At 71.8% G+C, this 22,161-nt stretch carries 18 protein-coding genes; 9 read left to right on the top strand and 9 right to left on the bottom strand.

Features of this window, described 5'->3' with window-relative positions:
• Positions 1-45 precede the first annotated feature (45 nt).
• The 3 genes from EF387_RS13725 to EF387_RS13715 all read right to left on the bottom strand — a co-directional run bounded on the left by EF387_RS13725 (position 46) and on the right by EF387_RS13715 (position 3,897).
• A complete protein-coding gene (locus tag EF387_RS13725; RefSeq protein WP_128376807.1) occupies positions 46-1,302 on the bottom strand; it encodes an NAD(P)/FAD-dependent oxidoreductase in 1,257 nt (418 codons plus the stop codon).
• Between the two features lie 158 nt (positions 1,303-1,460).
• Positions 1,461-2,813 carry a deoxyguanosinetriphosphate triphosphohydrolase gene (locus EF387_RS13720; RefSeq protein WP_128376806.1) on the bottom strand — a complete coding sequence of 451 codons (1,353 nt, stop codon included), beginning with the start codon at positions 2,811-2,813 and terminating at the stop codon, positions 1,461-1,463.
• 178 nt (positions 2,814-2,991) lie between these two features.
• Positions 2,992-3,897: a sirohydrochlorin chelatase gene (locus EF387_RS13715; protein WP_128376805.1), complete on the bottom strand. Its 906-nt coding sequence runs from the start codon at positions 3,895-3,897 to the stop codon at positions 2,992-2,994.
• Between the two features lie 372 nt (positions 3,898-4,269).
• Between EF387_RS13715 and EF387_RS13710 the strand changes: the two genes are divergently transcribed.
• A complete protein-coding gene (locus EF387_RS13710; RefSeq protein ID WP_128376962.1) occupies positions 4,270-4,959 on the top strand; it encodes a SanA/YdcF family protein in 690 nt (229 codons plus the stop codon).
• A gap of 347 nt (positions 4,960-5,306) precedes the next feature.
• Positions 5,307-5,561 carry a hypothetical protein gene (locus EF387_RS13705; protein ID WP_128376804.1) on the top strand — a complete coding sequence of 85 codons (255 nt, stop codon included), beginning with the start codon at positions 5,307-5,309 and terminating at the stop codon, positions 5,559-5,561.
• Positions 5,562-5,722: 161 nt separating this feature from the next.
• Here the strand turns inward: EF387_RS13705 and EF387_RS13700 are convergent, their stop codons facing one another.
• The 3 genes from EF387_RS13700 to EF387_RS13690 form a co-directional block, all read right to left on the bottom strand.
• Positions 5,723-6,808 (bottom strand): alpha/beta hydrolase, encoded by a 1,086-nt coding sequence (locus tag EF387_RS13700; protein WP_128376803.1) that lies wholly within the window; start codon positions 6,806-6,808, stop codon positions 5,723-5,725.
• A 14-nt stretch (positions 6,809-6,822) separates the two neighbouring features.
• Positions 6,823-8,301 (bottom strand): M1 family metallopeptidase, encoded by a 1,479-nt coding sequence (locus EF387_RS13695; protein ID WP_128376802.1) that lies wholly within the window; start codon positions 8,299-8,301, stop codon positions 6,823-6,825.
• Positions 8,302-8,366: 65 nt separating this feature from the next.
• On the bottom strand, positions 8,367-9,227 hold the full coding sequence (locus EF387_RS13690) for a M20/M25/M40 family metallo-hydrolase (RefSeq protein ID WP_238431498.1): 861 nt from the start codon (positions 9,225-9,227) through the stop codon (positions 8,367-8,369).
• 580 nt (positions 9,228-9,807) lie between these two features.
• Here EF387_RS13690 and EF387_RS13685 point away from each other — a divergent pair.
• Positions 9,808-12,054, top strand: a complete 2,247-nt coding sequence (locus EF387_RS13685) for a molybdopterin oxidoreductase family protein (RefSeq protein WP_128376800.1) — start codon at positions 9,808-9,810, stop codon at positions 12,052-12,054.
• 231 nt (positions 12,055-12,285) lie between these two features.
• Here EF387_RS13685 and EF387_RS13680 read toward each other — a convergent pair whose 3' ends face one another.
• Both EF387_RS13680 and cutA read right to left on the bottom strand, forming a co-directional pair.
• Complete coding sequence (locus tag EF387_RS13680) at positions 12,286-12,702, bottom strand: gamma-glutamylcyclotransferase family protein (protein ID WP_128376799.1); 417 nt, start codon at positions 12,700-12,702, stop codon at positions 12,286-12,288.
• Positions 12,699-13,076: a divalent-cation tolerance protein CutA gene (gene cutA / locus EF387_RS13675; RefSeq protein ID WP_128376798.1), complete on the bottom strand. Its 378-nt coding sequence runs from the start codon at positions 13,074-13,076 to the stop codon at positions 12,699-12,701. Before cutA ends, EF387_RS13680 begins: the two co-directional genes overlap by 4 nt.
• Before the next feature lie 259 nt (positions 13,077-13,335).
• Between cutA and EF387_RS13670 the strand changes: the two genes are divergently transcribed.
• Positions 13,336-14,946 (top strand): M4 family metallopeptidase, encoded by a 1,611-nt coding sequence (locus tag EF387_RS13670; protein ID WP_128376797.1) that lies wholly within the window; start codon positions 13,336-13,338, stop codon positions 14,944-14,946.
• 190 nt (positions 14,947-15,136) lie between these two features.
• On the opposite strand, the gene EF387_RS13665 is transcribed toward EF387_RS13670, so the two are convergent.
• Positions 15,137-15,856 (bottom strand): NADPH-dependent FMN reductase, encoded by a 720-nt coding sequence (locus EF387_RS13665; protein WP_128376796.1) that lies wholly within the window; start codon positions 15,854-15,856, stop codon positions 15,137-15,139.
• A gap of 313 nt (positions 15,857-16,169) precedes the next feature.
• Between EF387_RS13665 and EF387_RS13660 the strand changes: the two genes are divergently transcribed.
• From EF387_RS13660 to nirD, 5 genes are all read left to right on the top strand, one after another.
• A complete protein-coding gene (locus tag EF387_RS13660) occupies positions 16,170-16,748 on the top strand; it encodes a hypothetical protein (protein ID WP_128376795.1) in 579 nt (192 codons plus the stop codon).
• 202 nt (positions 16,749-16,950) lie between these two features.
• Positions 16,951-17,601 (top strand): class F sortase, encoded by a 651-nt coding sequence (locus tag EF387_RS13655; protein WP_128376794.1) that lies wholly within the window; start codon positions 16,951-16,953, stop codon positions 17,599-17,601.
• 193 nt (positions 17,602-17,794) lie between these two features.
• The gene (locus EF387_RS13650; protein WP_128376793.1) at positions 17,795-19,021 is read left to right on the top strand and encodes an NAD(P)/FAD-dependent oxidoreductase; all 1,227 of its coding nucleotides are present in this window, start codon (positions 17,795-17,797) and stop codon (positions 19,019-19,021) included.
• The gene (gene nirB / locus EF387_RS13645) at positions 19,021-21,636 is read left to right on the top strand and encodes a nitrite reductase large subunit NirB (protein ID WP_128376792.1); all 2,616 of its coding nucleotides are present in this window, start codon (positions 19,021-19,023) and stop codon (positions 21,634-21,636) included. Before EF387_RS13650 ends, nirB begins: the two co-directional genes overlap by 1 nt.
• Positions 21,633-21,983: a nitrite reductase small subunit NirD gene (gene nirD, locus EF387_RS13640; RefSeq protein ID WP_128376791.1), complete on the top strand. Its 351-nt coding sequence runs from the start codon at positions 21,633-21,635 to the stop codon at positions 21,981-21,983. The genes nirB and nirD overlap by 4 nt, the downstream gene beginning before the upstream one ends.
• Positions 21,984-22,161: the final 178 nt, after the last annotated feature.

Below are 22,161 nucleotides of genomic sequence, written 5' to 3'. Positions count from 1 at the left end.
GATTCTACGGGGGCGCACCGACACCCGAGAGCTGCCCGGGGCGCCTCACGGCACCAGGCTGTCGAGCGGCCTGGACGGATCCGCGAGCGCCTCCACGTCGACCTCGGCGCGGCTGCGGACCAACCGCTGGATCTGCTCGGTGACGTCCCACACGTTCACGTTCATCCCCGCCAGGACCCGCCCGTCCTTCAGCCAGAAGGCGATGAACTGCCGCTTGCCGGCGTCCCCGCGGATCAGCACCTGGTCGTAGCTGCCCGGGGGCGCCCAGCCGGAGTACTCCATCCCCATGTCGTACTGGTCGGAGAAGAAGTACGGCACCCTGTCGTACGTCACCTGGCGGCCGAGCATCGCACGAGCCGCGGCGGGGCCGCCGTTGAGGGCGTTGGCCCAGTGCTCGACCCGGAGGCGCGTACCGAACAGCGGATGCGGGAACGCGGCGACATCACCGGCCGCGTAGATGTCGGGGTCGGAGGTGCGCAGACCCTCGTCCACGGCGATCCCGCCTCCCTCCGCGGCGAGCTCCAGGCCCGCGGCCTCGGCGAGCGCGGTGCGCGGGGCGGCGCCGATCGCGGCGAGCACGTCGTGCGCCGGATGCTCCTCGCCGTCGTCGGAGCGGGCGGCGAGGACCATGCCGTCCTGGCCGATGATCTCGGTGAGCCGGGCGCCGAAGTGGAAGCGGACACCGTGCGCGCGGTGCAGCTCGGCGAAGAGCTCGCCCACCTCGGGGCCGAACACGCTGTACAGCGGGGTCGGTGAGGGGGCGACGACGGTGACCTCGGCGCCGTACTCGCGGGCCGCGGCGGCGACCTCCAGACCGATCCAGCCGGCGCCCGCGATCACGAGGTGGCCGTTGTCCCGGCCGAGCGCGGCGAGGACGCCCTTGAGGCGTTCGGCGTGGGCCAGCCGGCGCAGGTGGTGGACGCCCGCGAGGCCCGTGCCGGGGATGTCGAGCCGGCGCGGTTCGGCACCGGTGGCGAGCAGGAGCTTGTCGTAGTGGACGGTGGTGCCGTCGCCGAAGCGGACGGCCCTGGCCGCCCGGTCGATGGCGGTGACGGGCTCGCCGAGGTGCAGTTCGATGTCGTGGTTCGCGTACCACGCGGGTTCGTGGACGAAGACGCTGTCGCGCTCCGCCTTGCCCAGGAGGAAGCCCTTGGACAACGGCGGTCGCTCGTAGGGGTGGTCGCGCTCGTCACAGATCAGTATCACCCGGCCGGTGAAACCCTCCGCGCGGAGCGTCTCGGCCGCTTTGGCGCCGGCCAGACCTCCTCCGACGATGACGAATGTCTGATCCGCGTCGACCACTTGATGCCTCCTCGTAAGGATGTCGCCACATGTGAGCGTCCCGCACGGAGCGTGAGGCGGGAAGAGGGAGTGGCCCGATCAGGCCACGCAGTGTCACGTTCGGGGGCGTTTTGACGGTTTGTGCGCCGGGGACGCGCGCTGTCGGCGGCGTCCGCGGCTCATGTGCCGGGGGCTCTCAGCCGGGCGTGCAGGGACCGGGCGGAGGCGTCGGTGAGGGAGGCGATCTGGTCGACGATCACCCGTTTGCGGGCCCGGTCGTCGGGGGCCCGGTCGAACAGGGCGCGGAACTGCGGGTCGAGGCCGTCCGGTGCGCGGGTGGTGAGTGCGCGGGCCAGTTCGGCGACGACCACGCGCTGGTCGGCGCGGAGCCGCTCCTGCTCGGCACGCTGCATCACATAGCGGTCGGCGACCGCCTTGAGGACCGCGCACTCATGGCGGGTGGCCCGCGGGACGACGAGTTCGGCGGAGTAGCGGGTGAGCCGGCCCGTCCCGTACGCCTCCCGGGTGGCGCCCTCCGCGGCCAGGCAGAAGCGGCCGATGAGCTGGCTGGTGGCGTCCTTGAGGCGGGCCTGGGCGATCGCCGTGCCGTCGTAGCCGTGCGGCCACCACTCCATGTCGAGGAGTCGGTCGAGGGCCTCGGCCAGCTCCTCGGGATCGGTGTCCGCGGGCACGTAACGGCCGAGGGCCACCGCGAAGACCTCCTGCCGTTCGGGTTCGGCGTGCAGGCAGGCCGGGTCGATGTGGCCCGCGTGCAGGCCGTCCTCGAAGTCGTGGACGGAGTACGCCACGTCGTCCGACCAGTCCATGACCTGGGCTTCGAAGCAGGTGCGGTGGCCGGGGGCGCCCTTGCGGACCCAGTCGAAGACCGGGCGGTCGTCCTCGTACACCCCGAATTTCGGTGAGCCGGGGTCGGTGGGGTGGGCGCCGCGCGGCCAGGGGTACTTGGTGGCGGCGTCGAGGGCCGCACGGGTGAGGTTCAGGCCTACGCTGACAAGTCCGCCGAGTCCGCCGAGTTCGTCGGCCGCCGGGGCGGCTGTCGACGGCACGGCGGCGCTGCTGACGAACCGCTTGGGTTCGATGCGGGTGAGCAGCCGCAGCGACTGGGCGTTGCCCTCGAAGCCGCCGCAGTCCTGTGCGAACTCGTTGAGCGCCTGCTCGCCGTTGTGCCCGAACGGGGGATGCCCGAGGTCGTGGGAGAGGCAGGCCGCCTCGACCAGGTCCGGGTCGCAGCCGAGCGCCGCGCCCAGCTCACGGCCGACCTGGGCGCACTCCAGGGAGTGGGTGAGCCGGGTGCGGGGGCTGGCGTCCCAGACCTGATCGCTGGTGCCCGGAGTCACGACCTGGGTCTTGCCCGCGAGGCGGCGCAGCGCTGCGGAGTGCAGCACGCGCGCGCGGTCACGCTGGAAGGCGGTGCGCCCCGGGCGTTTGTCCGGCTCGGCGGCCCAGCGTTCGACGGCCCCGTCGTCGTAGTGCGCCGTGTCCGGTTCGTACGCCGGGTGTTCCAGTGCCATGACCCGACAGTAACCGCAGGCGGTGACAATCGGGGCCGACGCGGGCGGGGTCCGGACCCGGCAGGTCCGCGGCCGCCGGGGCGAGAAGGGTCCCCCTGCTCGAGCGAAGCCGAGAGCTTCGGGAGGGTGGGCCGGGCAGGGTCCGGATGGCCGGATCCTTTCGCTGCCAGGCGCGGGATCAGGCCGTCGCCAGTTGGCGTTCCGCGGAGCGTTCACCCAAGACAGGCCCTAGGGCCTGGTCGTAGCGGTGGAGGACGAGGCGGGCCAGCGCGGGGTGGGCGCCGAGCGGGGCGGAGGCGATCCAGGGGGCGGCCTCGGCGCACTCGGTGGCGAACCGGCCCGGTGCGGTGAAGTACGAGGCCACGGCGATCCGGTGGCGGCCCCGCGCGGCGAGGGCGCGCACCGCGTCCGGGACGGTCGGGCTCGCGGCGGACGCGTAGGCGGGCAGCACCGGCACGCCGAGGCGGTCGGCGAGGAGCTGTGCGGTGCGGCGGGTGTCGAGGGCGGCCTCGGGGTCCCGGGAGCCGGCGGCGGCCAGTACGACGCCACTGCCGCCGCGAGCCGCGTCGGAGACGCTCCAGCCGGCCTCCAACAGTCTTTCGCACAGAGTTTCGACAAGGAGGGGGTGCGGGCCGAGGGGCGCGGCGACGTGCACCCGGGCCCGGGCGGCGTCCGCCATCTCGGGGATGTCCCGCTTGACGTGGTAGCCGCGGCTGAGCAGCAGCGGTACGGCGACGGCCGCGCCCTCGCCGAGCGCATCGAGGGTGTCCGGCAGCAGGGGCTCGTTCAGCTCGATGTGCCCGAGGCGGACGGGCAGGCCGGGGCGCAGCTCCCGCACCCGCTCCAGGAGCGCCCGTACGGTGCTCAGCGCGCGGGGGTCGCGGCTGCCGTGCGCCACGAGGACCAGCGTCGGCGGCTCGGCCGGCGCGGGCCGCCGGGTCCCGTTGAGCGAGACGAGGCCGAGCTGGCTGCCGAGCTGACTGGTGATCCGGTTCATGAGTTGCGCCGTACTGTCGAGGTGAGCGCCCGGGATCGGGCCGCTGCCGGGTGAGGACTCGTCGCGAGGGGTGTTCGACGCCGTCATGACCCGATCCTCGCGGGGGGAGGTTGCACACCCGTTGCCGGGTGGTGACGAGTGTTTTCCAGGGGTTCACCGCTTGGAGCACGGTTGTGTGAGCGGATGTGACCTGCTCATTCGCGCGCTCCCCGGTGCTGGACACGTGCCGGGCGGCTGCTGCCGGGCTGCTGTCGGGCCCCTGTCGGGCGGTCGTCTGTGAGTGTCCGGGTGAACCGGATCACCGCCCGCCGCGTCCTCTCTGACGACATCGGCTGGGGGCTGGGGGACATGAACATGCGCATCCGGCGACCGCGTCTGCCACGGCCGGCGCGGCCGTCCCTGCGTGTGCCGTCCCTGCGTGTGCCGTCCGCGCGGTGGCCGCGGGTGCGCGTGCCGTTCCTGCGTGTGCCGTCCGTGCGGTGGCCGCGGCTGCCCCGTACCCGCCGCGGCCGGCGGCGGGCCGTGCAGGCGCTGATGCTGCTGTGCGCCCTCGCGCTGCTCCCCGCGACCTGGATGTACACGGCCGCGGACGACCGGCTGCGTACGGCGTCGGACGTGCCCCCGACCGAGGTCGCGGTCGTCTTCGGCGCCGGTCTGTGGGACGGCGAGCCCTCCCCGTACCTGGCGCACCGGCTCGACGCCGCCGCACAGCTCTACCGTGCGGGCCGCATCGAGGTGGTCCTGGTCACGGGCGACAACAGCCGCGTGGACTACGACGAGCCGGACGCCATGCGCCGTTACCTGACCGAGCGCGGCGTCCCCGACGAACGGATCGTCAGCGACTACGCGGGGTTCGACACTTGGGACTCCTGCGTCCGCGCCCGCAAGATCTTCGGCGTCGACCGGGCGGTTCTCATCAGCCAGGGCTTCCACATCCGCCGCGCGGTGGCCCTGTGTCAGACCGCGGGAGTGACGTCGTACGGCCTCGGGGTCGACGACAGGCACGACGTGACCTGGTACTACGGCAGCACCCGGGAACTCTTCGCCGCGGGAAAGGCCGCCCTGGACGCCCTGTTCCAGCCGGACCCCCACTTCCTGGGCCCCAAGGAGCCGGGGGTGGCGCGGGCGTTGGAAGCGGCGGGGCGGTAGGGCCGGCCCGCGACCGGCCCTCGCCGGTCGTCCGAGGCCGGCGCGGCCCGCGCCGGCCCGCGCCGGCCTCGGACGACCGGGCCCATCCCGCCAGATCCGGCCTGCCCCGTCAGATCGGGCTCGTGGCCGCCGAGCGGTAGACCTCGTAACCCGAGAGCTTCGACTGCCGATCATCCGACACCATCTGGGCACACAGCAGCCGAGCACACCCTGGCCATGCAGGGGTGATGGCCGCCCGATGGCTGACCTGAGGCAACCTTCCTCTGCGCACGGCGTCCTACACAGTGCCGCGCTCAGAGGCTTGCCCTGGGCGTGCGGCCACCCCAATCGTCAAGGACGGTACTGCGATGCTGAACCCCTCATTTTCTCTGGACGTTCCGGAAGGCTTCGACGACTCGGAGGAAGAGACCGGGGTGCACCCGATAGCCAGAAAACTCTTCCTCGGGGCGAGCGCCGCTCATGCCTTCGCAAAGGCCCACGCCTGGGTCAGCGAGCACGATATTCGAGTTGCGGATGTCTCGTGGGACTTCCTTGATGGCGAGAACGAGCATCACTGCCTGAGTGTGTATTTCACGTTCGAGTCGCATCCCGCAGAAGGTTGAGAACGAGGCAATAGGGCCTCCAAGAGGCAGTGTTGACCGGGAAATATGGAGGCGGCTGCCCGAGGAGCACGACAGGGAAAGATCGTCCTCGGGGCCGCGGTGGCCTACCCAACGCCGACGCCGGCTGAGGCGGCGGTCGTCGCTGGACGGTTCGGACGGCACTACCGGGCGGCCGGGACCACCCGTGTCGTAGCGGTCACGTCCGGCAGGGGCCGTTCGCCGGTCAGCACCGGCAATTCGTCCCGGGCTCCCTGGAGTTCGTAGCGGAAGAAAGCGGTCGCGTAGGCGGTGAGCGCGTCCTGCTGCCGGGCGGGGGTCAGTTCCTGGGCGGGGCAGGTGCTGTCGTCCTCACCGAACTGGAAAGGCGGCGTCCAGGTCGTGTTGTAGTAGTTGTGATTCGCGTCCTTCAGCGAAACCGAATAGTCCGTCGCGGAGTTGAGCCCGACGACGTCGTCCAGGTACTCCTGGCCCTGCTCACCCACCGCGCCGTCACAGGAACTGGTGACCACCGCGAACGGCAGCCTGGTGATGAGTGTGTCGCTGTTGTCGCCCTCCGGGTCGTCGAACTTGGCCGGAGCCAGTCCCAGGACCGCGCGGACGCGCACCCCGGCCGGCCATTCGCCGCGGTGCTTGTCCGATGCCTGCCACATCACGCCCTTGCCGCCACGGGAGTGCCCCAGCGTTCCGACGCGGTTCATGTCGACATGGCCGGCGAAGTCCGGTGCGACCGGCCGCCCGGAGGGATCGACGAAGTGACTGGCGAGCGGGCCGCCCTTGCCCGCGGCCAATTGCTGCCACAGCCGGAGGTGTTCGTTGACCAGCCGGGCGCGGTCGCCGTAGTCGAAGGACGTTTGGTTGATGCCGTCCACGCTGATCGACACCACGACGAAGCCGCGGGCGGCCAGCGCCGCGCCCAGGTAGTCGTAGCCTCGGTAACTCGGGAACGGACGTGAGCCCTCGGTGCAGGGCCAGTCGACGGCGTCCTTGGAGTCGCAGGCCCACCACGAGCCGTGTGCCATGACGATCAGCGGGAGCCGGCCGGTCAGCCGCCGCGGATAGTGCACCCTCGCACGCACCTCGCTGACCGTTCCGGTCTCGGAATCGGTGAACGCCGTGTCACCCAGGTCGTACTCGGCGACCGCGACCGAGCGGCCCCTGTCCTGCGGCGTGGCGGGCGCCTGTGCCCCCACCGCCAACAGGGCGGACAGGAGCAGCAGCGTCGCCGCCTGACGGAGAGAGGTCCTCATAAGCATGTTTGATCTCACGCTCCGTCAGACGTGGTGGGTGCTTCCGCCGTTGCACCGGCCTGGCCGGGGGCCGGGTCCAGTGACCCGAGGGATCCCGGGTACAGGTACTTCTTCTGCGGAACGGTGGTGCCGTCCACCCAGGCGTCGAAGAAGCCGGTGAGGTCCTTGCCTGAGACCTTCTCGGTGAGTGCCTCGAACTGCGGCCAGGACCCGTTGCCATAGCGGTGCTCGCGCTGCCAGCGCTTGAGTGTGCCGAAGAACGCGTCGTCGCCGACCGTGCGGCGCAGCGCGTGCAGCATCATGGACCCCTTGCTGTACAGGCCGCCGTCCAGTTCGCGGCCCTTGCCGGGGTCGTAGAGCTTCGTCGTCCAGAACTCGGGGTCGGCCGTGCTCTCCTCGAGCATGCCGCGGTAGAAGAAGTTGTCCAGGTCGGATCCGTTCTTCTCCTCGTCCCACAGCTGAACGGCGTACTGGGCGAAGCACTCGGCCAGGCAGCCGTTGCGCCAGTCGGAGACGGAGACGCTGTTGCCGAACCACTGGTGGGTGTTCTCGTGGACCATGGAGATGTCGAAGAAGCCGCCGTGGTACGTCGGGCGGCTCTGCGTCTCCAGGGCGGGCGGCCCCTCGCCGTCGTCGCCGGTGATGACGATCGCCCCGGCCGAGGAGAACGGGTACGGGCCGAACTTCGAGGCCAGGAAGTCGATGACCTCCGGCAGTTGGGCCTCCGCCTCGGGGTCGATGCGGGACCCGGGGCTGTAGGCGTTGATGACGGGGGTGCCGTCGGAGAGCTTGGAGGCGCGCACCGTGAACTTGTCGATGGCGATGGTGCTGAGGAACGTGGCCATCGGCCGGTCCTCGTACCAGCGGAACGTGGTCGTGCCCCGGTCCTTGGTGGTGGCGCCCGGCCGCCCGTTGCCGACCACCGTCCAGCCGTTGGGGACCGTGGCCGTGAGCCGGAAGGTCGCCTTGTCCGAGGGGTGGTCGTTGGCGGGGTACCAAGCGGTGGCGGCATGCGGCTCGCCCGTCACGTTCGCGCCACCGTCGGCGAGGGTGTGCCAGCCCTCGCCGACCGGTTCGCCGGAGTAGCGGACGCGTACGGCGAAGCTCGCGTTCTTCCGCAGCGGCCGGGCGGGGGTGACGACGAGCTCGTGCGCGCCCTCGCGGGAGACGGCGCGGGCGGGCGTGCCGTCCACGGTGACGGCGGTTACCTGGAAGCCCTCCAGGTCGAGGTGGAAGCGGTCCAGGTCCTGCGTCGCGACGGCCCGCACCGTCGTGTCGCCCTCCAGATGGCGGGGGCGTGCCGGGTCGTAGTTCACGCGCACGTCGTACTCGCTGACGCCGTAGCCGGAGTTGCCGTCCTCGGGGTAGTACGGGTCACCGGCGCCGGGGCCGCCCGGGGCGGCGGAGGCGGGCAGGGCGGTGAGCACGACACCGGCGGCCACGGCCGTGGCCAGGATGGTGGTGCGGCGACGGTGTTTCCAGCGGGTGGACATGCGTCTGCTCCTTCGGGGGCCTTACGGGGGTGTTCGGGGAGGGGCCGGGACAGGGCCGGCAGGGGTCAGCGGCGCGCGACGAGCTGCCAGACCGTGCTGATGAACGCGTTGGTGCTGGTGGTCTCGGTCACCGGGTCCACGTTCTCGAGGCGGTCGCACGTCTGGTGGGTGCAGTCGTCGATCCCCGTCGCGAAGCCGCCCACCGGGATGCCCGCGTCACCGAACGACACATGGTCGCTGCCGCCGATGCCGATCCCGACCGTGCTCAGGTTCCGGGCCGCGAACCAGGTCCTGAACGCCTCGGCCGCCGCGGGGTCGTCGTCGACGACGAGCCAGGGACGGTTGCCCTTCGTTCCGGCCATGTCCACATTCAGGTAGACGTTGATCCGGTCGCGTTCGGTGGCGGACAGGTCCCGCACATAGGCGCTGGATCCCACCATCCCGGCCTCCTCGGCGCCCCACCAGGCGAACCGCAGATGGCGGTTGGGCTTGAGGCCCGACTTGGACACTTGGAGCGCGGTGGCGAGGAGGGCGGCGGAGCCGGAGCCGTTGTCGTTGATGCCGGGTCCGGTCTCCTCGCTGTCGAGGTGCGCCCCGGCGAACACGATGTGCCCCGGGTCGCCGCCGGGCCAGTCCGCGATGAGGTTGTAGCCGGTGGTGCCGTCGTGGGTGAAGCGGTGCAGGGCGGTGCGGAAACCGGCCTTGTCCAGCGCGGCCTTCACATAGGCGACCGAGTCGCGGTAGCCACGGGTGCCGTGGGCGCGGTTGCCCCCGGCGCGGTCGGCGATCCGCTGCAGAGCGGTGAGATGCGGCATGACCTGGTCCGCGGTGACGACGGGCGCGGTGACGACGGGCGCGGTGACGGGTGGGATGAGGTCCGCGCGGGTTTCGGCCGCGGAGGCGGGGACTCCTGCGCAGACGCTCACGAGAGCGGCGCATAAGCCGAGGGCGGCGGTCGTGCGGCGCCGACGAGGGCCGGCCGTACGGCGAACCGGTGTGCTGAACGGGTGCATCGGTGCGGGTTTCTCCGTAGTGAGGTGATTGCGAGCGCGCCCGGGTGCCCAGGCGCGGGAGATCACGAACGGGGGCGGTGGTGGTGCTCGGGAGCCCGGAGGGAGAGACGAGGGCGGGGCGAACCACGTTGCAAAGGAATCGCAAAGGGTCAGAGGTTGGCTCCGGCCGCACAGGTGGCGGAGGACTGGCCGCGGATGGGCGGAAGCGGCTGTCACGGACGCCCTTGCGTGCCTGCTTATTCAGCCCCTGGCGTCCCGGCCGAAAGACACCGTGCACCTCGCGGTGCGTACCAGGCCACCTGGTGCGCGATCACCCCGAGGTCGAAGGATCTGCCGCGACCAGGCCGGGGCCGCCCCCGGCCGCGGCATCCGCGGTGCCCCCGCGTGCGGACGGGCGACCTCACGTCCCCCCCGGCCCCGCGGGGAGGTCCCCGTGCGCGCCACGTAACCGGGTGCGTCGCACCCCGTAACACGTTCGACGCACGCTGGATCCATGCATGCCACCGCCACGCCCACGCACTGCCCGTACTGCGCCCTGCAGTGCGGGATGAACCTCGCACCCGCGCCCGGCGGCGGGGTGGACGTCGTGGAGCGCGCGGACTTCCCCGTGAACCGGGGCGCGCTGTGCGGCAAGGGCCGAACGGCGCCCGCGCTCCTCTCGCCGAGCGTCCGCCTGACCTCCCCACTGGTCCGCTCCGCGGCCGGTGAGCTGGTCCCGGCGAGCTGGGACGAGGCGCTCGACCGGATCGCGGGAGCGCTGTCGGCGGCGCGCGCGGAGCACGGGCCGGACGCGTGCGGGGTGTTCGGCGGGGGCGGTCTGACCAACGAGAAGGCGTACGCGCTCGGCAAGTTCGCGCGGATCGTGCTGGGCACCTCCCAGATCGACTACAACGGCCGCTTCTGCATGTCGTCCGCCGCGGCGGGCGGGATGAAGGCGTTCGGCCTCGACCGCGGGCTGCCGTTCCCGCTGGAGGACATCCCGAAGACGGGCTGTGTGATCCTCGTCGGGTCCAACCTCGCCGAGACCATGCCGCCGGCGCTGCGCTACTTCACGGAACTGCGCGAGAACGGCGGCCGGTTGATCGTGGTCGACCCGCGCCGTACGCGTACCGCGGAGCAGGCGGACCTGCATCTCGCGCCCCGCCCCGGCACCGATCTGGCGCTGGCGCTCGGGCTGTTGCACCTGGTGGTGGCCGAGGGACGCACGGACGAGGCGTACATCGAGGAGCGCACCGAAGGCTGGGCGGAGGCCAGGGCGGCCGCGATGGCGCACTGGCCGGAGTACGTCGAACGGATCACGGGGGTGTCCGTTCCACAACTCCGCGAAGCGGTGCGGATGTTCTGCGAGCCGGAGCACGCGATGGTGCTCACCGCGCGCGGGCCGGAGCAGCAGGCCAAGGGGACGGACACGGTCAGCGCCTGGATCAACCTCTGCCTGGCGACCGGCCGCCCGGGGCGCCCGCTGTCCGGCTACGGCTGCCTCACCGGGCAGGGCAACGGGCAGGGCGGACGCGAACACGGCCAGAAGGCCGACCAGTTGCCCGGCTACCGCAAGCTCACGGACCCCGAGGCGCGGCGGCACGTGGCCGAGGTGTGGGGCGTCGACCCGGACTCGCTGCCGGGTCCGGGGCGCAGCGCGTACGAACTCCTCGACGCGCTCGGCCGCGATGTCCGGACATTGCTGCTGATGGGCTCCAATCCGGTCGTGTCCGCGCCGCGCGCCGCGCACGTCGAGGAACGGCTGCGCTCACTGGACTTCCTGGCGGTGTGCGACGTGGTGCTGTCGGAGACGGCGGCCCTGGCGGACGTGGTGCTGCCGGTCACCCAGTGGGCCGAGGAGACGGGCACCACGACCAACCTCGAGGGGCGGGTCCTGCTGCGGCGGCAGGCGATCACCCCGCCGGAGGGCGTGCGCAGTGATCTGCACGTCATGCACGAGCTGGCCGACCGGCTGGGCGTGGAGAAGGGCTTCCCGACGGACCCTGAGGAGGTCTTCGAGGAACTCCGCCGCGCGAGCGCCGGCGGTCCCGCGGACTACTCGGGCATCACCTACCGGAGGCTGGCGGAGGAGAACGGGGTGTTCTGGCCCTGTCCGGGGGATCCGGTACCGCTCCCCTTGGTCGCCGCTTCACCGGACCCGAAGGGCCCGGATGCCGCGGAGGCGACGGATGCCCCGGAGGCGATGGATGCCCCGGAGGCGATGGGTGACTCGAAGGCTCTGGATGAGCCGGAGGCCCGGGTCCCGCACGCCTCGCAGACCCCGCAGGGCGTCCACCCCGGGTCCCCCCGGCTCTTCCTCGACCGGTTCGCCACCGATGACGGGAGGGCCCGGTTCGTCGCAGTGTCGTACCGGGACGCGGACGAGGAGCCGGACGCCGAGTACCCGGTGCTGCTGACCACCGGACGGGTCGTCGCGCAGTACCAGTCCGGGGCGCAGACCCGGCGTGTCGACGAACTGAACGCCGCCGCGCCGGGGCCCTTCGTCGAGATGCACCCGCGGCTGGCCGAGCGGCTCGGGGCGGCCGACGGGGACGCCGTCGCCGTGGTGTCGCGGCGCGGGCGGGCCGTGGCGCCCGCGCGGATCAGCACCGGGATCCGGCCCGACACCGTGTTCATGCCGTTCCACTGGCCCGGCGAGGGCCGCGCCAACACGCTGACCAACCCGGCCCTCGACCCGACCTCCCGCATGCCGGAGTTCAAGGTGTGCGCGGTCCGGCTGGAAACCGTCAGCCAGCCCTGACACGCGGTTGATCGCACCGGGCCGTTCCGGACCCGTCCGGAGGGGGCCGGGTGTCATCGCACGGTCCGGAGGGGTGGGGCCGGGTGTCATCGCACGGTCCAGAGGGGGCCGGGTGTCATCGCACGGTCCAGAGGGGGCCGGGTGTCATCGCACGGTCCAGAGGGGGCCGGGTGTCATCGCACGGTCCAGAGGGGGCCGGGTGTCATCGCACGGTCCGGAGGGGCCCGGGTGTCATCGCCGGGCGCGCCAGTCGCCGCCCTCGATCAGCTTCCCCCGGGCCCGGGACCGGGCCGCCACCACGGGGGCGGCCATGTACACCCAGGCCTGTACGACCGTCCCGTCCGCACAGGTCACCTTCCTGGCCACTCGTTCGTACAGGTTGGCCGGGTCGCCCGGCGCGTAGTCCTCCAGCCGGTCCAGCGCGGCGAGCAGCCACCCGTACTCCTGGGGACGGGCGGTGATCACCTCACCGTGGACCAGTCCGCCGGGCTCGTCCACGGCGTACGGGTAACCGGGGCCGTCGTAGAGCACCGCGCCGGGAAGCCGCGCGGCCACCTCGGACTCGGTGCGGCCGAGCAGGAACAGGTCGTGGTTGTGCTCTCCGGGCCGCAGGGTCCCGTACACGAAGAACGGCAGGCTGTTGGTCACCCGGAGATCCCCTCTCCCACCGTCCCGGTCTCTTCCGCCGTTCCGGCCCCTCCCGCCGTCTCCGCCTCGATCCACCGCAGGTAGTCCGCGCTCCCCCGCACCACCGGGGTCGCGATGATCTCCGGGGTCTCGTAGTCGTGCTGCTCGTGCAGATACGCCTCGAGGGCCTCGTAACGCGCGCCGGTGGTCTTGAAGAGCACCTGCCACTCCTTGGCCGTCTCCACCGTGCCCTGCCACCGGTAGACCGAGGTGACCGGTCCGGCGATCTGCGCACAGGCCGCGACCCGCGCCTCGATCGCTCCCCGCGCCAGCCGCGCGGCCTTCTCCTCGGCGTCGGTGGTGGTGAGGACGGTCAGCCAGGGGGCCTCGGTCATGATCCGGCTCCTTCGAGGAGGTTTCGCACAGGTCGTGCACGCAGGTCGCGGAGGTGCAGCAACGATTCTCCCTCCCGCCCCGCAAACCGGTCATGCGCTATGGACATGCCAGACCCGGGGTCCCTTGAATCGGGCGAGGCCGCGCGCCGCACCTCCGGCCGCCCCGCATTCCCCCCACGCCCGCCACCCCCCTCCCCCGCCGCACACCCTCCCCCATCCCCCACCTTCACGCGACTCGCGTGCCGTTCCGAGGAGACCGATGAGCCGAATACGGCATGCCCGTCCACACCTCGCCCGCGCTGGTGCCGTTACCGCCGCGGGCGTACTGCTGGCCACTGCGCTCGCACCGCAGGTGAACGCGGCGGACGGCACCGGCGCCGCAGACACCGCCGACGCCGCCGCCACAGACACCGCAGACACCGTGGATGTCGTGCGCGACGTGATCGTGGACGGCGACGGCGCCCGGCATGTGCGCTACGACCGGACGTACCGTCAGCTCCCGGTGCTGGGCGGCGACTTCGTGGTCCATCTGAAGCCGGGCGGGGAGCACCGCGGCACGGACCGGGCTGTGCGCGGCGACGTCACCGTTGCCTCGGTGAAACCGTCGATCACCGCCCCCAAGGCCGCCGATCTGGCGGCTGCCGCCCTGCGCGCGGTCAACGTCGGCTCGTTGCTGCGGCGGGTGACTGCCAAGCCCGAACTCGTGGTGGACGCCCTGCACGGCGCGCCGAAACTGGCCTGGCGCACCAACGCCGTCGGTCAGGACTCCCTCGGCAACCCGGTGGCCCGGACGGTGCTGACGGACGCCCGGACCGGCCGGCAGATCGACGCGTGGGACAGCATCGAGACGGCGAGCGGGGACGGCAGGTCGCTCTACGGCGGCACGGTTCCGCTGGAGACGACACGGTCGGGCTCCGCGTACCGGCTGAAGGACCCCACGCGCGGGAACACGTACACGGGCGACGCGGCGAACAAGACCGACACCTGCATCCTCGGGGTCTGCGTGAGCCGCGCCCCGTCCACCGTCTTCGAGGACGCCGACAACCACTGGGGCACGGGAACGACGACGGACCGCTCGTCGGCCGCGGTGGACGCGCAGTACGGCACCGACAGGACCTGGGACTACTACAAGGAAGTCCACGGCCGCGACGGCATCGGGGACGACGGCAAGGGCTCGTACAACCGCGTGCACTACGGCAACAACTACAACAACGCCTTCTGGGACGACAGTTGCTTCTGCATGACGTACGGGGACGGCGACGGCAAGACGTTCGGCCCGCTGGTGTCGCTGGACGTGGCGGGTCACGAGATGTCGCACGGTGTGACGTCGAAGACGGCGGCACTGACATACTCGGGCGAGTCGGGAGGCCTGAACGAGGCGACGTCCGACGTATTCGGCACGCTGGTGGAGTTCCACACGAACAACGCCTTGGACGCCGGTGACTATCTGATCGGCGAGAAGATCGTCCGCCCCGGCTTCGGCAAGTCGGCCCTGCGCCACATGGACCGTCCGTCGAAGGACGGCAACTCCGCGGACTGCTGGAGCAGTTCGGTGAAGAACCTCGACGTGCACTACTCGTCCGGGGTGGCGAACCACTTCGCGTATCTGCTGGCGGAGGGCAGCGGCAGCAAGACGATCAACGGCGTCTCCTACGACTCCCCCACCTGCGACGGCTCCACGGTCACGGGCATCGGGCGCGCCAAGCTCGGCAAGATCTGGTACCGCGCCCTGACGGTCTACATGACGTCCTCGACGAACTACGCGGGCGCGCGCACGGCGACGCTGAACGCGGCACGGGACCTGTACGGGGCGGGGAGCACGGAGTACCGGACCGTCGGGGCGGCCTGGGACGCGGTGTCGGTGGGCTGACCCGCGCCTCCGCCGCAGCGCGGCCGCCCGGTCCAAGGGACGGAGCGGCCGTGTCGTCGTAGCGGGGAGACGGGGCGGCCGTGTCGTCACTATGGGGAGACGGGGCGGCCTCGGCGTGATGCGGGAGACGGGGGGCGACGGGCTCAGTCGACGAGGCGGTGCGCGGGCTGTAGTGCGGCACCGGCGCCCGTCATCCGGCGTACGGCCGAGCCGCCCTCGCCTCCCGCAGGGCCTCGCCCCACCACACCAGCTGGTCCAGCATCACCTTCGCCGCCGCGTTGACCCCGGCCGGTTCGCGGTGGCGGCCCTCGTCGTCGAAGGACGCTCCCGCGTTGTGGAAGGAGACGGTGTCGCGGATCGTCGTCGCGTGGAGTTCGGCGAAGACCTGGCGGAGGTGTTCGGTCGCGCGGAGGCCGCCGGAGACACCGCCGTAGGAGACGAAGGCGACGGGTTTGGCGCGCCACTCCGTGTAGTGCCAGTCGATGAGGTTCTTCAGGGCGGCCGGGAAGGAGTGGTTGTACTCGGGGGTCAGGACGACGAACGCGTCGGCCGCCTCCAGTGTGCGCGCCACCTCGTGCGGGCCGGCCTGCGGTGGGCGTGCGAACGTCGTGGGCAGCTGGGCGTCCGCCACATCGACGATCTCGGCCATGAGGTCCGCTCGCTCGCGGATCCGGTCCAGCAGCCAGGCGGCGATCACCGGGCCGAAGCGGCCCTCACGGTTGCTGCCGATGATCACGGCCAGACGCAGGACGGAAGGGTTCTCGGCCGAAGGCTTCTGGACCGAAGGCTTCTCGGCCGAAGGCTTCTCGGCCGAAGAGTTCTCCGCCGGAGTGCTGGTGGTCGATGCGCTCGTCGTCGATGCGCTCGTGGTCGCCGTACTCGCGGTCGCGGTGCTCGAAGTCGAAGTCATGCGATCCAGCCTCATTCCTCAAGTGAGCTTGAGGTCAAGTCGGCGCCCGCCCCGCGGGTGGCGGACCGGCCCGCCACCCGCGGCACCCGGTTCAGCCACCCGCACCACCCGGCCGGAGGTACCGCACCCAGGTCCCCGACCACCTCGACTGACCTGCGGAAACTCATCACGGGCTACCTGTGAACGGGGTTTCTGACAGGACATCAAGAGGCGGTCCGCGGCAATTGCCCCTTACCTCGGAAGGGCACGGGCGCGACCGAGGCAGCGGCACATGGGGGTGTCGCTGGCCGTGCCCTGCGGAGGTGCACGCCCGATGCGCACAGCTCGTCGCTTGAGGGGTTCCGCCCTCGCCGCCCTCGCCGCGGGCCTGGTCGGCGCGCTCGGCGTGCCCGTCGCGTACGCCGACGACGTCGGGGTCATGGAGCTGGAGATCCGCCCTTCGACGGTGGCTCCCGGTTCCGAGGTCACCGTCCGCACCACCGCCTGCGGTGAGACCGGTACCGCGGCCGGTGACGCCAGCGCGGTCGGCGCCGGCACCTTCGCGCTCGCGCGGGGCCCCGGTGGTACCGGCGGTCCCGACGCGAAGATCGCCACGGGGCGGTTCCGGGTGCCGCCGAGCGCTCAGCCCGAGACCTACCAGATCGTCGCCAGCTGCGAGGGCGGTCCACAGGTGACCGGTGATCTGCGGGTCGCCCTCGCCGGCGAGGAGGGGCCGGCGCTCACCGGCGAGGAGCGGGTGCACCCGCACGGGCATGTGAACACCGGGGTCGGCGGCGCCTTCGGCCGTGACCGTGACCCCGTGCAGACCGCGGCGGGTGTGGCGGCCCTGGCCGTCGCCGCCGCGGGCGGTACCTGGCTCCTGCATCGCCGGGCGAGAGGCGACGGGATCTGACGGACACCCTCCGCGGTCCGTCCGCCGGTACCGCCTTCCCCCTCCCCTCCGGGTCCGACGCCCCTCGCGGCCCGGAGGGGAGCGCCACCGCCGCTTCTCGCCGGTTCAGCTCGCGTCAGTTCAAGTCAGGCCAGATTCAGGCCAGGCCAGGTCAGGCGACCCCAGGTCAATCAAGTCAGGTCACGAGTTCAGGAGGGTTCCCGTGAGGAGGTTCGGAAACTCGGTCGGCACGCTCAACACGGCCATAGCGGGGGTCACCGTGGTCGCCCTGTGTTCCGGCGCCTGGCTGCTGCGCGACGCCGGCGGTACGCACGCCCCGCCGCAGCCCTCGGCCGCCCAGTCCGTGCGGGGCTCCTCCGACCGGGCGCCCGCTCCGCACGCCGCCGCCGCGCTCCCTCCCTCGCCGCCCGACCGCATCCGCATACCCTCGATACGCGTCGACGCGCCCCTCACGGGCCTCGGCCTCACCGCTCGGGGCAGCCTCGACGTCCCGCCCCCCGAGCAGAGGAATCTCGCGGGGTGGTACGAGGCCGGCACCACGCCCGGCGAGCGGGGCACGGCGATCGTCGCCGGTCACGTGGACAACGCCGACGGGCCCGCCGTCTTCTACGCCCTGGGGGCGCTGAAGAGGGGCAGCACGATCGAGGTCGAGCGGCGCGACGGGTCCACCGCGGTGTTCACAGTGGACGCGGTGGAGGTCTACGATGCCCGGAACTTCCCGGACGAGCTGGTGTACGGTACCGCTGCCGGGCCCGAACTGCGGGTGATCACCTGCGGGGGCGGCTACTCGGAGAAGACCGGTTACCAGGGGAACGTGGTGGTGTTCGCGCACCTGACCGGCAGCCACGCCTGACGGCCCACGCGATCCACTGCCCGTACGTCACGTCCCCCACCAGCGCCGGAGGGCGGCCGGACACCGCCTCACGGCCCTGTCTCCCGGGCCCCCGAAACCCTCACAGCCGCTCCCGGCCCGCGCTGAGCGCAGCGTTCCTCCCGGGAAACAGTCGTGATGCGGTCGGGTAACACCGGCACCGCACGCTCCTGTCATGGCCTCGAATACGCGTGTGGTGGTGATCGGCGCCGGGCTCGCGGGCGTACGGATCGCCCGGCGGCTCGGCGAGCTCGGCGTGGACGCGCTGCTCGTCGGTGACGAGGAGCACGCCCCGTACAACCGGGTCCTGCTCGCCGATGTCCTCGCGGGTCGCTACGCCCCGGACGTGATCGCGCTGCCCGCTCTCTCCGCGCCCGCGCGCGTGACGCGCGCCCGGGTCACCGGTATCGACCGCGCACGCCGCGAGCTGCGGTGCGCCGACGGCTCCGTGATCGCATACGACACGCTCGTCCTCGCCACCGGTTCCAACCCTGTACTGCCGCCGCTGCGTGGTCTGTTCGCGCAGGACCGTCAGGAACTCCCGGAGGGCGTGCACGCGTTCCGCACGATGGACGACTGCCTCGGTCTGTCGAAGGCCGTTCGTCCGGACTCCCGTGCCGTCGTCATCGGCGGCGGGCTCCTCGGGGTCTCCGCGGCCCGTGCGCTCGCCCAGCGCGGCGCCCAGGTGATGCTCGCCCAGCAGGGCGAGCGCCTGATGGAGCGCCAGCTCGACCCGAGCGCTTCGCGGTTGGTACGGCGGCACCTCACCGACCTCGGCGTCGAGGTGCACACCGAGACCCGGGTCCGCGGTGTGCGCTGTGTCGAGGGGGCCGTGCGGTCGGTCGAGATGGCCGACGGGTACGCGCTCGACGCCGACCTGGTCGTCCTCGCCTGCGGGGTGCACCCGCGCGTGGGGCTCGCCCGGGAGGCGGGGCTCGCCGTGCACAAGGGAGTGCTCGTCGACGACGAACTGCGCACCTCCGACCCGCACATCCACGCCATCGGCGACTGCGCCCAGCACGCGGGCCAGGTCTACGGGCTCGCCACCCCCGCACTGGAACAGGCCGACACCCTGGCCGAGTTGATCGCCGGCAACGCCGCCGCCCGCTACACCGGCACCCGTGCCCTGACCCGGCTCACCCTGGGTGGGCAGGACTTCCTCGACCTGGCCGCCTTCGGTGAACCGGAACCCCTTCCCGGCGACGACGTCATCCAGCTCGCCGACGCCACCCGGGGCACCTACCGCAAGGTCGTCGTCCGCGACGACCGGCTGGTCGGCGGAGTGCTGGTCGGCGAACTCGGCACCGTCGGCGCGCTCGCCCGCGCCTGGGAGGGAGCAGAGCCGCTCCCCGCGAACGGCGCCCCCCTGCTCCACCTGCTCACCAACGATGGAGGCTCCTGATGTCCGCCACCCTGGGGGCCACCCCCACGATCGTGCTCGTCGGCCACGGCATGGTCGGCCAGCGCTTCCTCGAAGCGCTCGCCGAGCGCGGCCTGACCGCCACGCACCGCGTGGTGGTGCTGTGCGAGGAGCCGCGTCCGGCGTACGACCGGGTCCAGCTCACCTCGTACTTCTCGGGGAAGACGCCCGAGGATCTCTCCATGACCGACCTGGACTTCATCCGGGACCACGGCATCGAGCTGTACGTCGGTGACCCGGCGGAGAGCATCGACCGCGAGTCCCGCAAGGTGACCGCCCGGTCCGGGCTGGTCGTCGACTACGACGTCCTCGTGCTGGCCACCGGCTCCTACCCGTTCGTGCCGCCGGTCCCCAACAAGGACGCCGAGGGCTGCTTCGTCTACCGCACGATCGAGGACCTCCTCGCGATCGAGGAGTACGCGAAGTCGAAGGCGACGACCGGTGCGGTGGTCGGCGGCGGTCTGCTCGGCCTGGAGGCCGCGGGTGCCCTGAAGGGCCTCGGACTCACCAGCCACATCGTGGAGTTCGCGCCGCGCCTGATGCCCGTCCAGGTCGACGAGGGCGGCGGTGCGGCCCTGCTGCGCACCATCGAGGAGATGGGACTGAGCGTCCACACCGGCGTGGGCACGCAGGAGATCCTGGTCGGCGAGAACGGCTCGGTCACCGGCATGAAGCTGTCCGACGGCTCCGAACTCGCCACCGACATGGTCGTCTTCTCGGCCGGTGTCCGCCCCCGCGACCAGCTCGCCCGCGACTGCGGTCTGACGGTCGGCGAGCGCGGCGGCATCACCGTCGACGAGCAGTGCCGTACGGTCTCCGACCCGCACGTGTTCGCCATCGGCGAGTGCGCGCTGGCATCGGACGGCCGGGTGTACGGGCTGGTCGCGCCCGGTTACGAGATGGCCGAGACCGCGGCGGCGACGATCGCCGCGGACGATGCCGAGCAACTGGAGTTCACCGGCGCCGACCTGTCCACCAAGTTGAAGCTGCTCGGCGTGGACGTGGCGTCTTTCGGTGACGCGCACGGCACGGCCGACGACTGCCTCGACGTCGTCTACTCGGACTCCCGTTCGGGCCTGTACAAGAAGCTGGTCATCGGCCGGGACGGCACGCTTCTCGGCGGCATCCTGGTCGGCGACGCGGAGGCGTACGGCACGCTGAAGGCCTTCACCGGTTCGGTCCCGCCGGTCTCCCCCGAGTCGCTGGTGCTGCCCGCCGGCGCCGGGGAGTCCGCCCAGCTCGGCCCGACCGCGCTGCCGGACGAGGCGATCATCTGCTCCTGCAACAACGTCACCAAGGGCACGATCCGCGGCGCGGTCACCGAGCACAAGTGCACCACCGTGCCCGAGGTGAAGAAGTGCACCAAGGCCGGCACCACGTGCGGCAGTTGCGTCAAGGTCCTCGGCCAGCTCATCAACGCGGAGCTGGAGGCCAGCGGCGTCGAGGTCGACAAGGGCCTGTGCGGCTGCTTCTCGCAGACCCGCGAGGAGCTCTACGAGATCGTCCTCGCCCTGCGCATCAACTCCTACCAGGACCTGCTGGACCGCTACGGACGCGAGGGTGCCCGCGGCGGCGACGGCTGCGAGACCTGCAAGCCGGCGGTGGCCTCGATCATCGCCTCGCTGGCCCCGACGATCGGCGCCAGCGGCTACGTCCTGGACGGTGAGCAGGCGTCCCTGCAGGACACCAACGACCACTTCCTCGCCAACCTCCAGAAGAACGGCTCCTACTCGGTCGTCCCGCGCATCCCCGGCGGTGAGATCACCCCGGAGGGGCTGATCGTGATCGGCGAGATCGCCCGCGACTTCGGCCTCTACACCAAGATCACGGGCGGCCAGCGCATCGACATGTTCGGCGCGCGGGTCGAGCAACTCCCCCTCATCTGGGCTCGGCTGGTGGACGCCGGCTTCGAGTCGGGCCACGCGTACGGGAAGTCGCTGCGCACGGTGAAGTCCTGCGTGGGGCAGACCTGGTGCCGTTACGGCGTCCAGGACTCCGTCCGGATGGCGATCGACCTGGAGCTGCGCTACCGGGGGCTCAGGTCCCCGCACAAGCTGAAGTCGGCGGTGTCGGGCTGCGCCCGTGAGTGCGCCGAGGCCCAGTCGAAGGACTTTGGCGTGATCGCCACGTCGAACGGCTGGAACCTCTACGTCGGCGGCAACGGCGGCGCGACCCCGCGCCACGCCGACCTGCTCGCCCAGGACCTCTCGGACGCCGAACTGATCCGGCTGATCGACCGCTTCCTGATGTTCTACATCCGTACGGCGGACCGTCTGGAGCGCACCTCGGTGTGGCTGGAGCGGATCCCGGGCGGCCTGGACCACATCCGTGACGTGGTCGTCAACGACTCCCTCGGCATCTGCGAGGAGCTGGAGTCGCTGATGGCGGCGCACGTCTCGCACTACCGCGACGAGTGGGCGGAGACCATCAACGACCCGGAGAAGCTGGCCCGGTTCGTCTCCTTCATCAACGCGCCGGACACCCCCGACCCGGTCGTCGGCTTCGTCCCCGAACGCGAGCAGATCAAGCCGGACCTGCCGCTGCTGACCATCGGCATGCGGCCCATGGAAGCCCTGGAAGGAAGCGCCACGCGATGACTCTCGCTCCCGAGACCACGACGCTGAAGGTCCAAGTCAACGTGGGCCACGACTGGGTGACGGTCTGTGACCTCGACCGGCTGCCCGCCGGCCGCGGAGTGGCGGCCCTGCTGCCCGACGGCCGCCAGATCGCGCTGTTCCGCGACCGCGCCGGCCGGACGTACGGCATCGACAACCGCGACCCGTTCTGCGGCGCGGCGGTCCTCTCCCGCGGCCTGACGGGCAACCACCAGGGCCGCCCGTTCGTCGCCTCCCCCCTGCTCAAGCAGCGCTTCGACCTGGAGTCGGGGCAGTGCCTGGATGATCCGGCGGTGTCGGTGGCGGTGTACGAGGTGCGGGCAGTCTGACCGTCCCGCTCGAGGTGCGGGCGGTCTGACCGTCCCGCTCGGACGTCAGGCTGTCGACGTTCCACAGGCAGGCGCGGGCCCGGTGACCCCTCGGAGGGGTCACCGGGCCGTCGTCGATCACCGGCCGTCGCAGGTCACCGGGCCGTCGCCGATCACCGGCCCGTCGCCCCATTCCAGG

The sequence above is a fragment of the Streptomyces cavernae genome (genome assembly GCF_004023625.1).
Taxonomy (GTDB): Bacteria; Actinomycetota; Actinomycetes; order Streptomycetales; family Streptomycetaceae; genus Streptomyces; species Streptomyces cavernae.
Note: the sequence above shows the minus strand (reverse complement) of the source record. Positions and strands in the feature narration are given on the sequence as shown.

Excerpts from the sequence above, each read along its gene's own strand:
- EF387_RS13720 (WP_128376806.1), bottom strand. The coding sequence starts at position 2,813 with ATGGCACTGGAACACCCGGCGTACGAACCGGACACGGCGCACTACGAC.
- EF387_RS13665 (WP_128376796.1), bottom strand. The coding sequence starts at position 15,856 with ATGACTTCGACTTCGAGCACCGCGACCGCGAGTACGGCGACCACGAGC.
- nirD (WP_128376791.1), top strand. The coding sequence starts at position 21,633 with ATGACTCTCGCTCCCGAGACCACGACGCTGAAGGTCCAAGTCAACGTG.
- EF387_RS13705 (WP_128376804.1), top strand. The coding sequence starts at position 5,307 with ATGCTGAACCCCTCATTTTCTCTGGACGTTCCGGAAGGCTTCGACGAC.
- cutA (WP_128376798.1), bottom strand. The coding sequence starts at position 13,076 with ATGACCGAGGCCCCCTGGCTGACCGTCCTCACCACCACCGACGCCGAG.
- EF387_RS13670 (WP_128376797.1), top strand. The coding sequence starts at position 13,336 with ATGAGCCGAATACGGCATGCCCGTCCACACCTCGCCCGCGCTGGTGCC.
- EF387_RS13715 (WP_128376805.1), bottom strand. The coding sequence starts at position 3,897 with ATGACGGCGTCGAACACCCCTCGCGACGAGTCCTCACCCGGCAGCGGC.
- nirB (WP_128376792.1), top strand. The coding sequence starts at position 19,021 with ATGTCCGCCACCCTGGGGGCCACCCCCACGATCGTGCTCGTCGGCCAC.
- EF387_RS13660 (WP_128376795.1), top strand. The coding sequence starts at position 16,170 with ATGCGCACAGCTCGTCGCTTGAGGGGTTCCGCCCTCGCCGCCCTCGCC.
- EF387_RS13695 (WP_128376802.1), bottom strand. The coding sequence starts at position 8,301 with ATGTCCACCCGCTGGAAACACCGTCGCCGCACCACCATCCTGGCCACG.
- EF387_RS13685 (WP_128376800.1), top strand. The coding sequence starts at position 9,808 with ATGCATGCCACCGCCACGCCCACGCACTGCCCGTACTGCGCCCTGCAG.
- EF387_RS13700 (WP_128376803.1), bottom strand. The coding sequence starts at position 6,808 with ATGAGGACCTCTCTCCGTCAGGCGGCGACGCTGCTGCTCCTGTCCGCC.
- EF387_RS13650 (WP_128376793.1), top strand. The coding sequence starts at position 17,795 with ATGGCCTCGAATACGCGTGTGGTGGTGATCGGCGCCGGGCTCGCGGGC.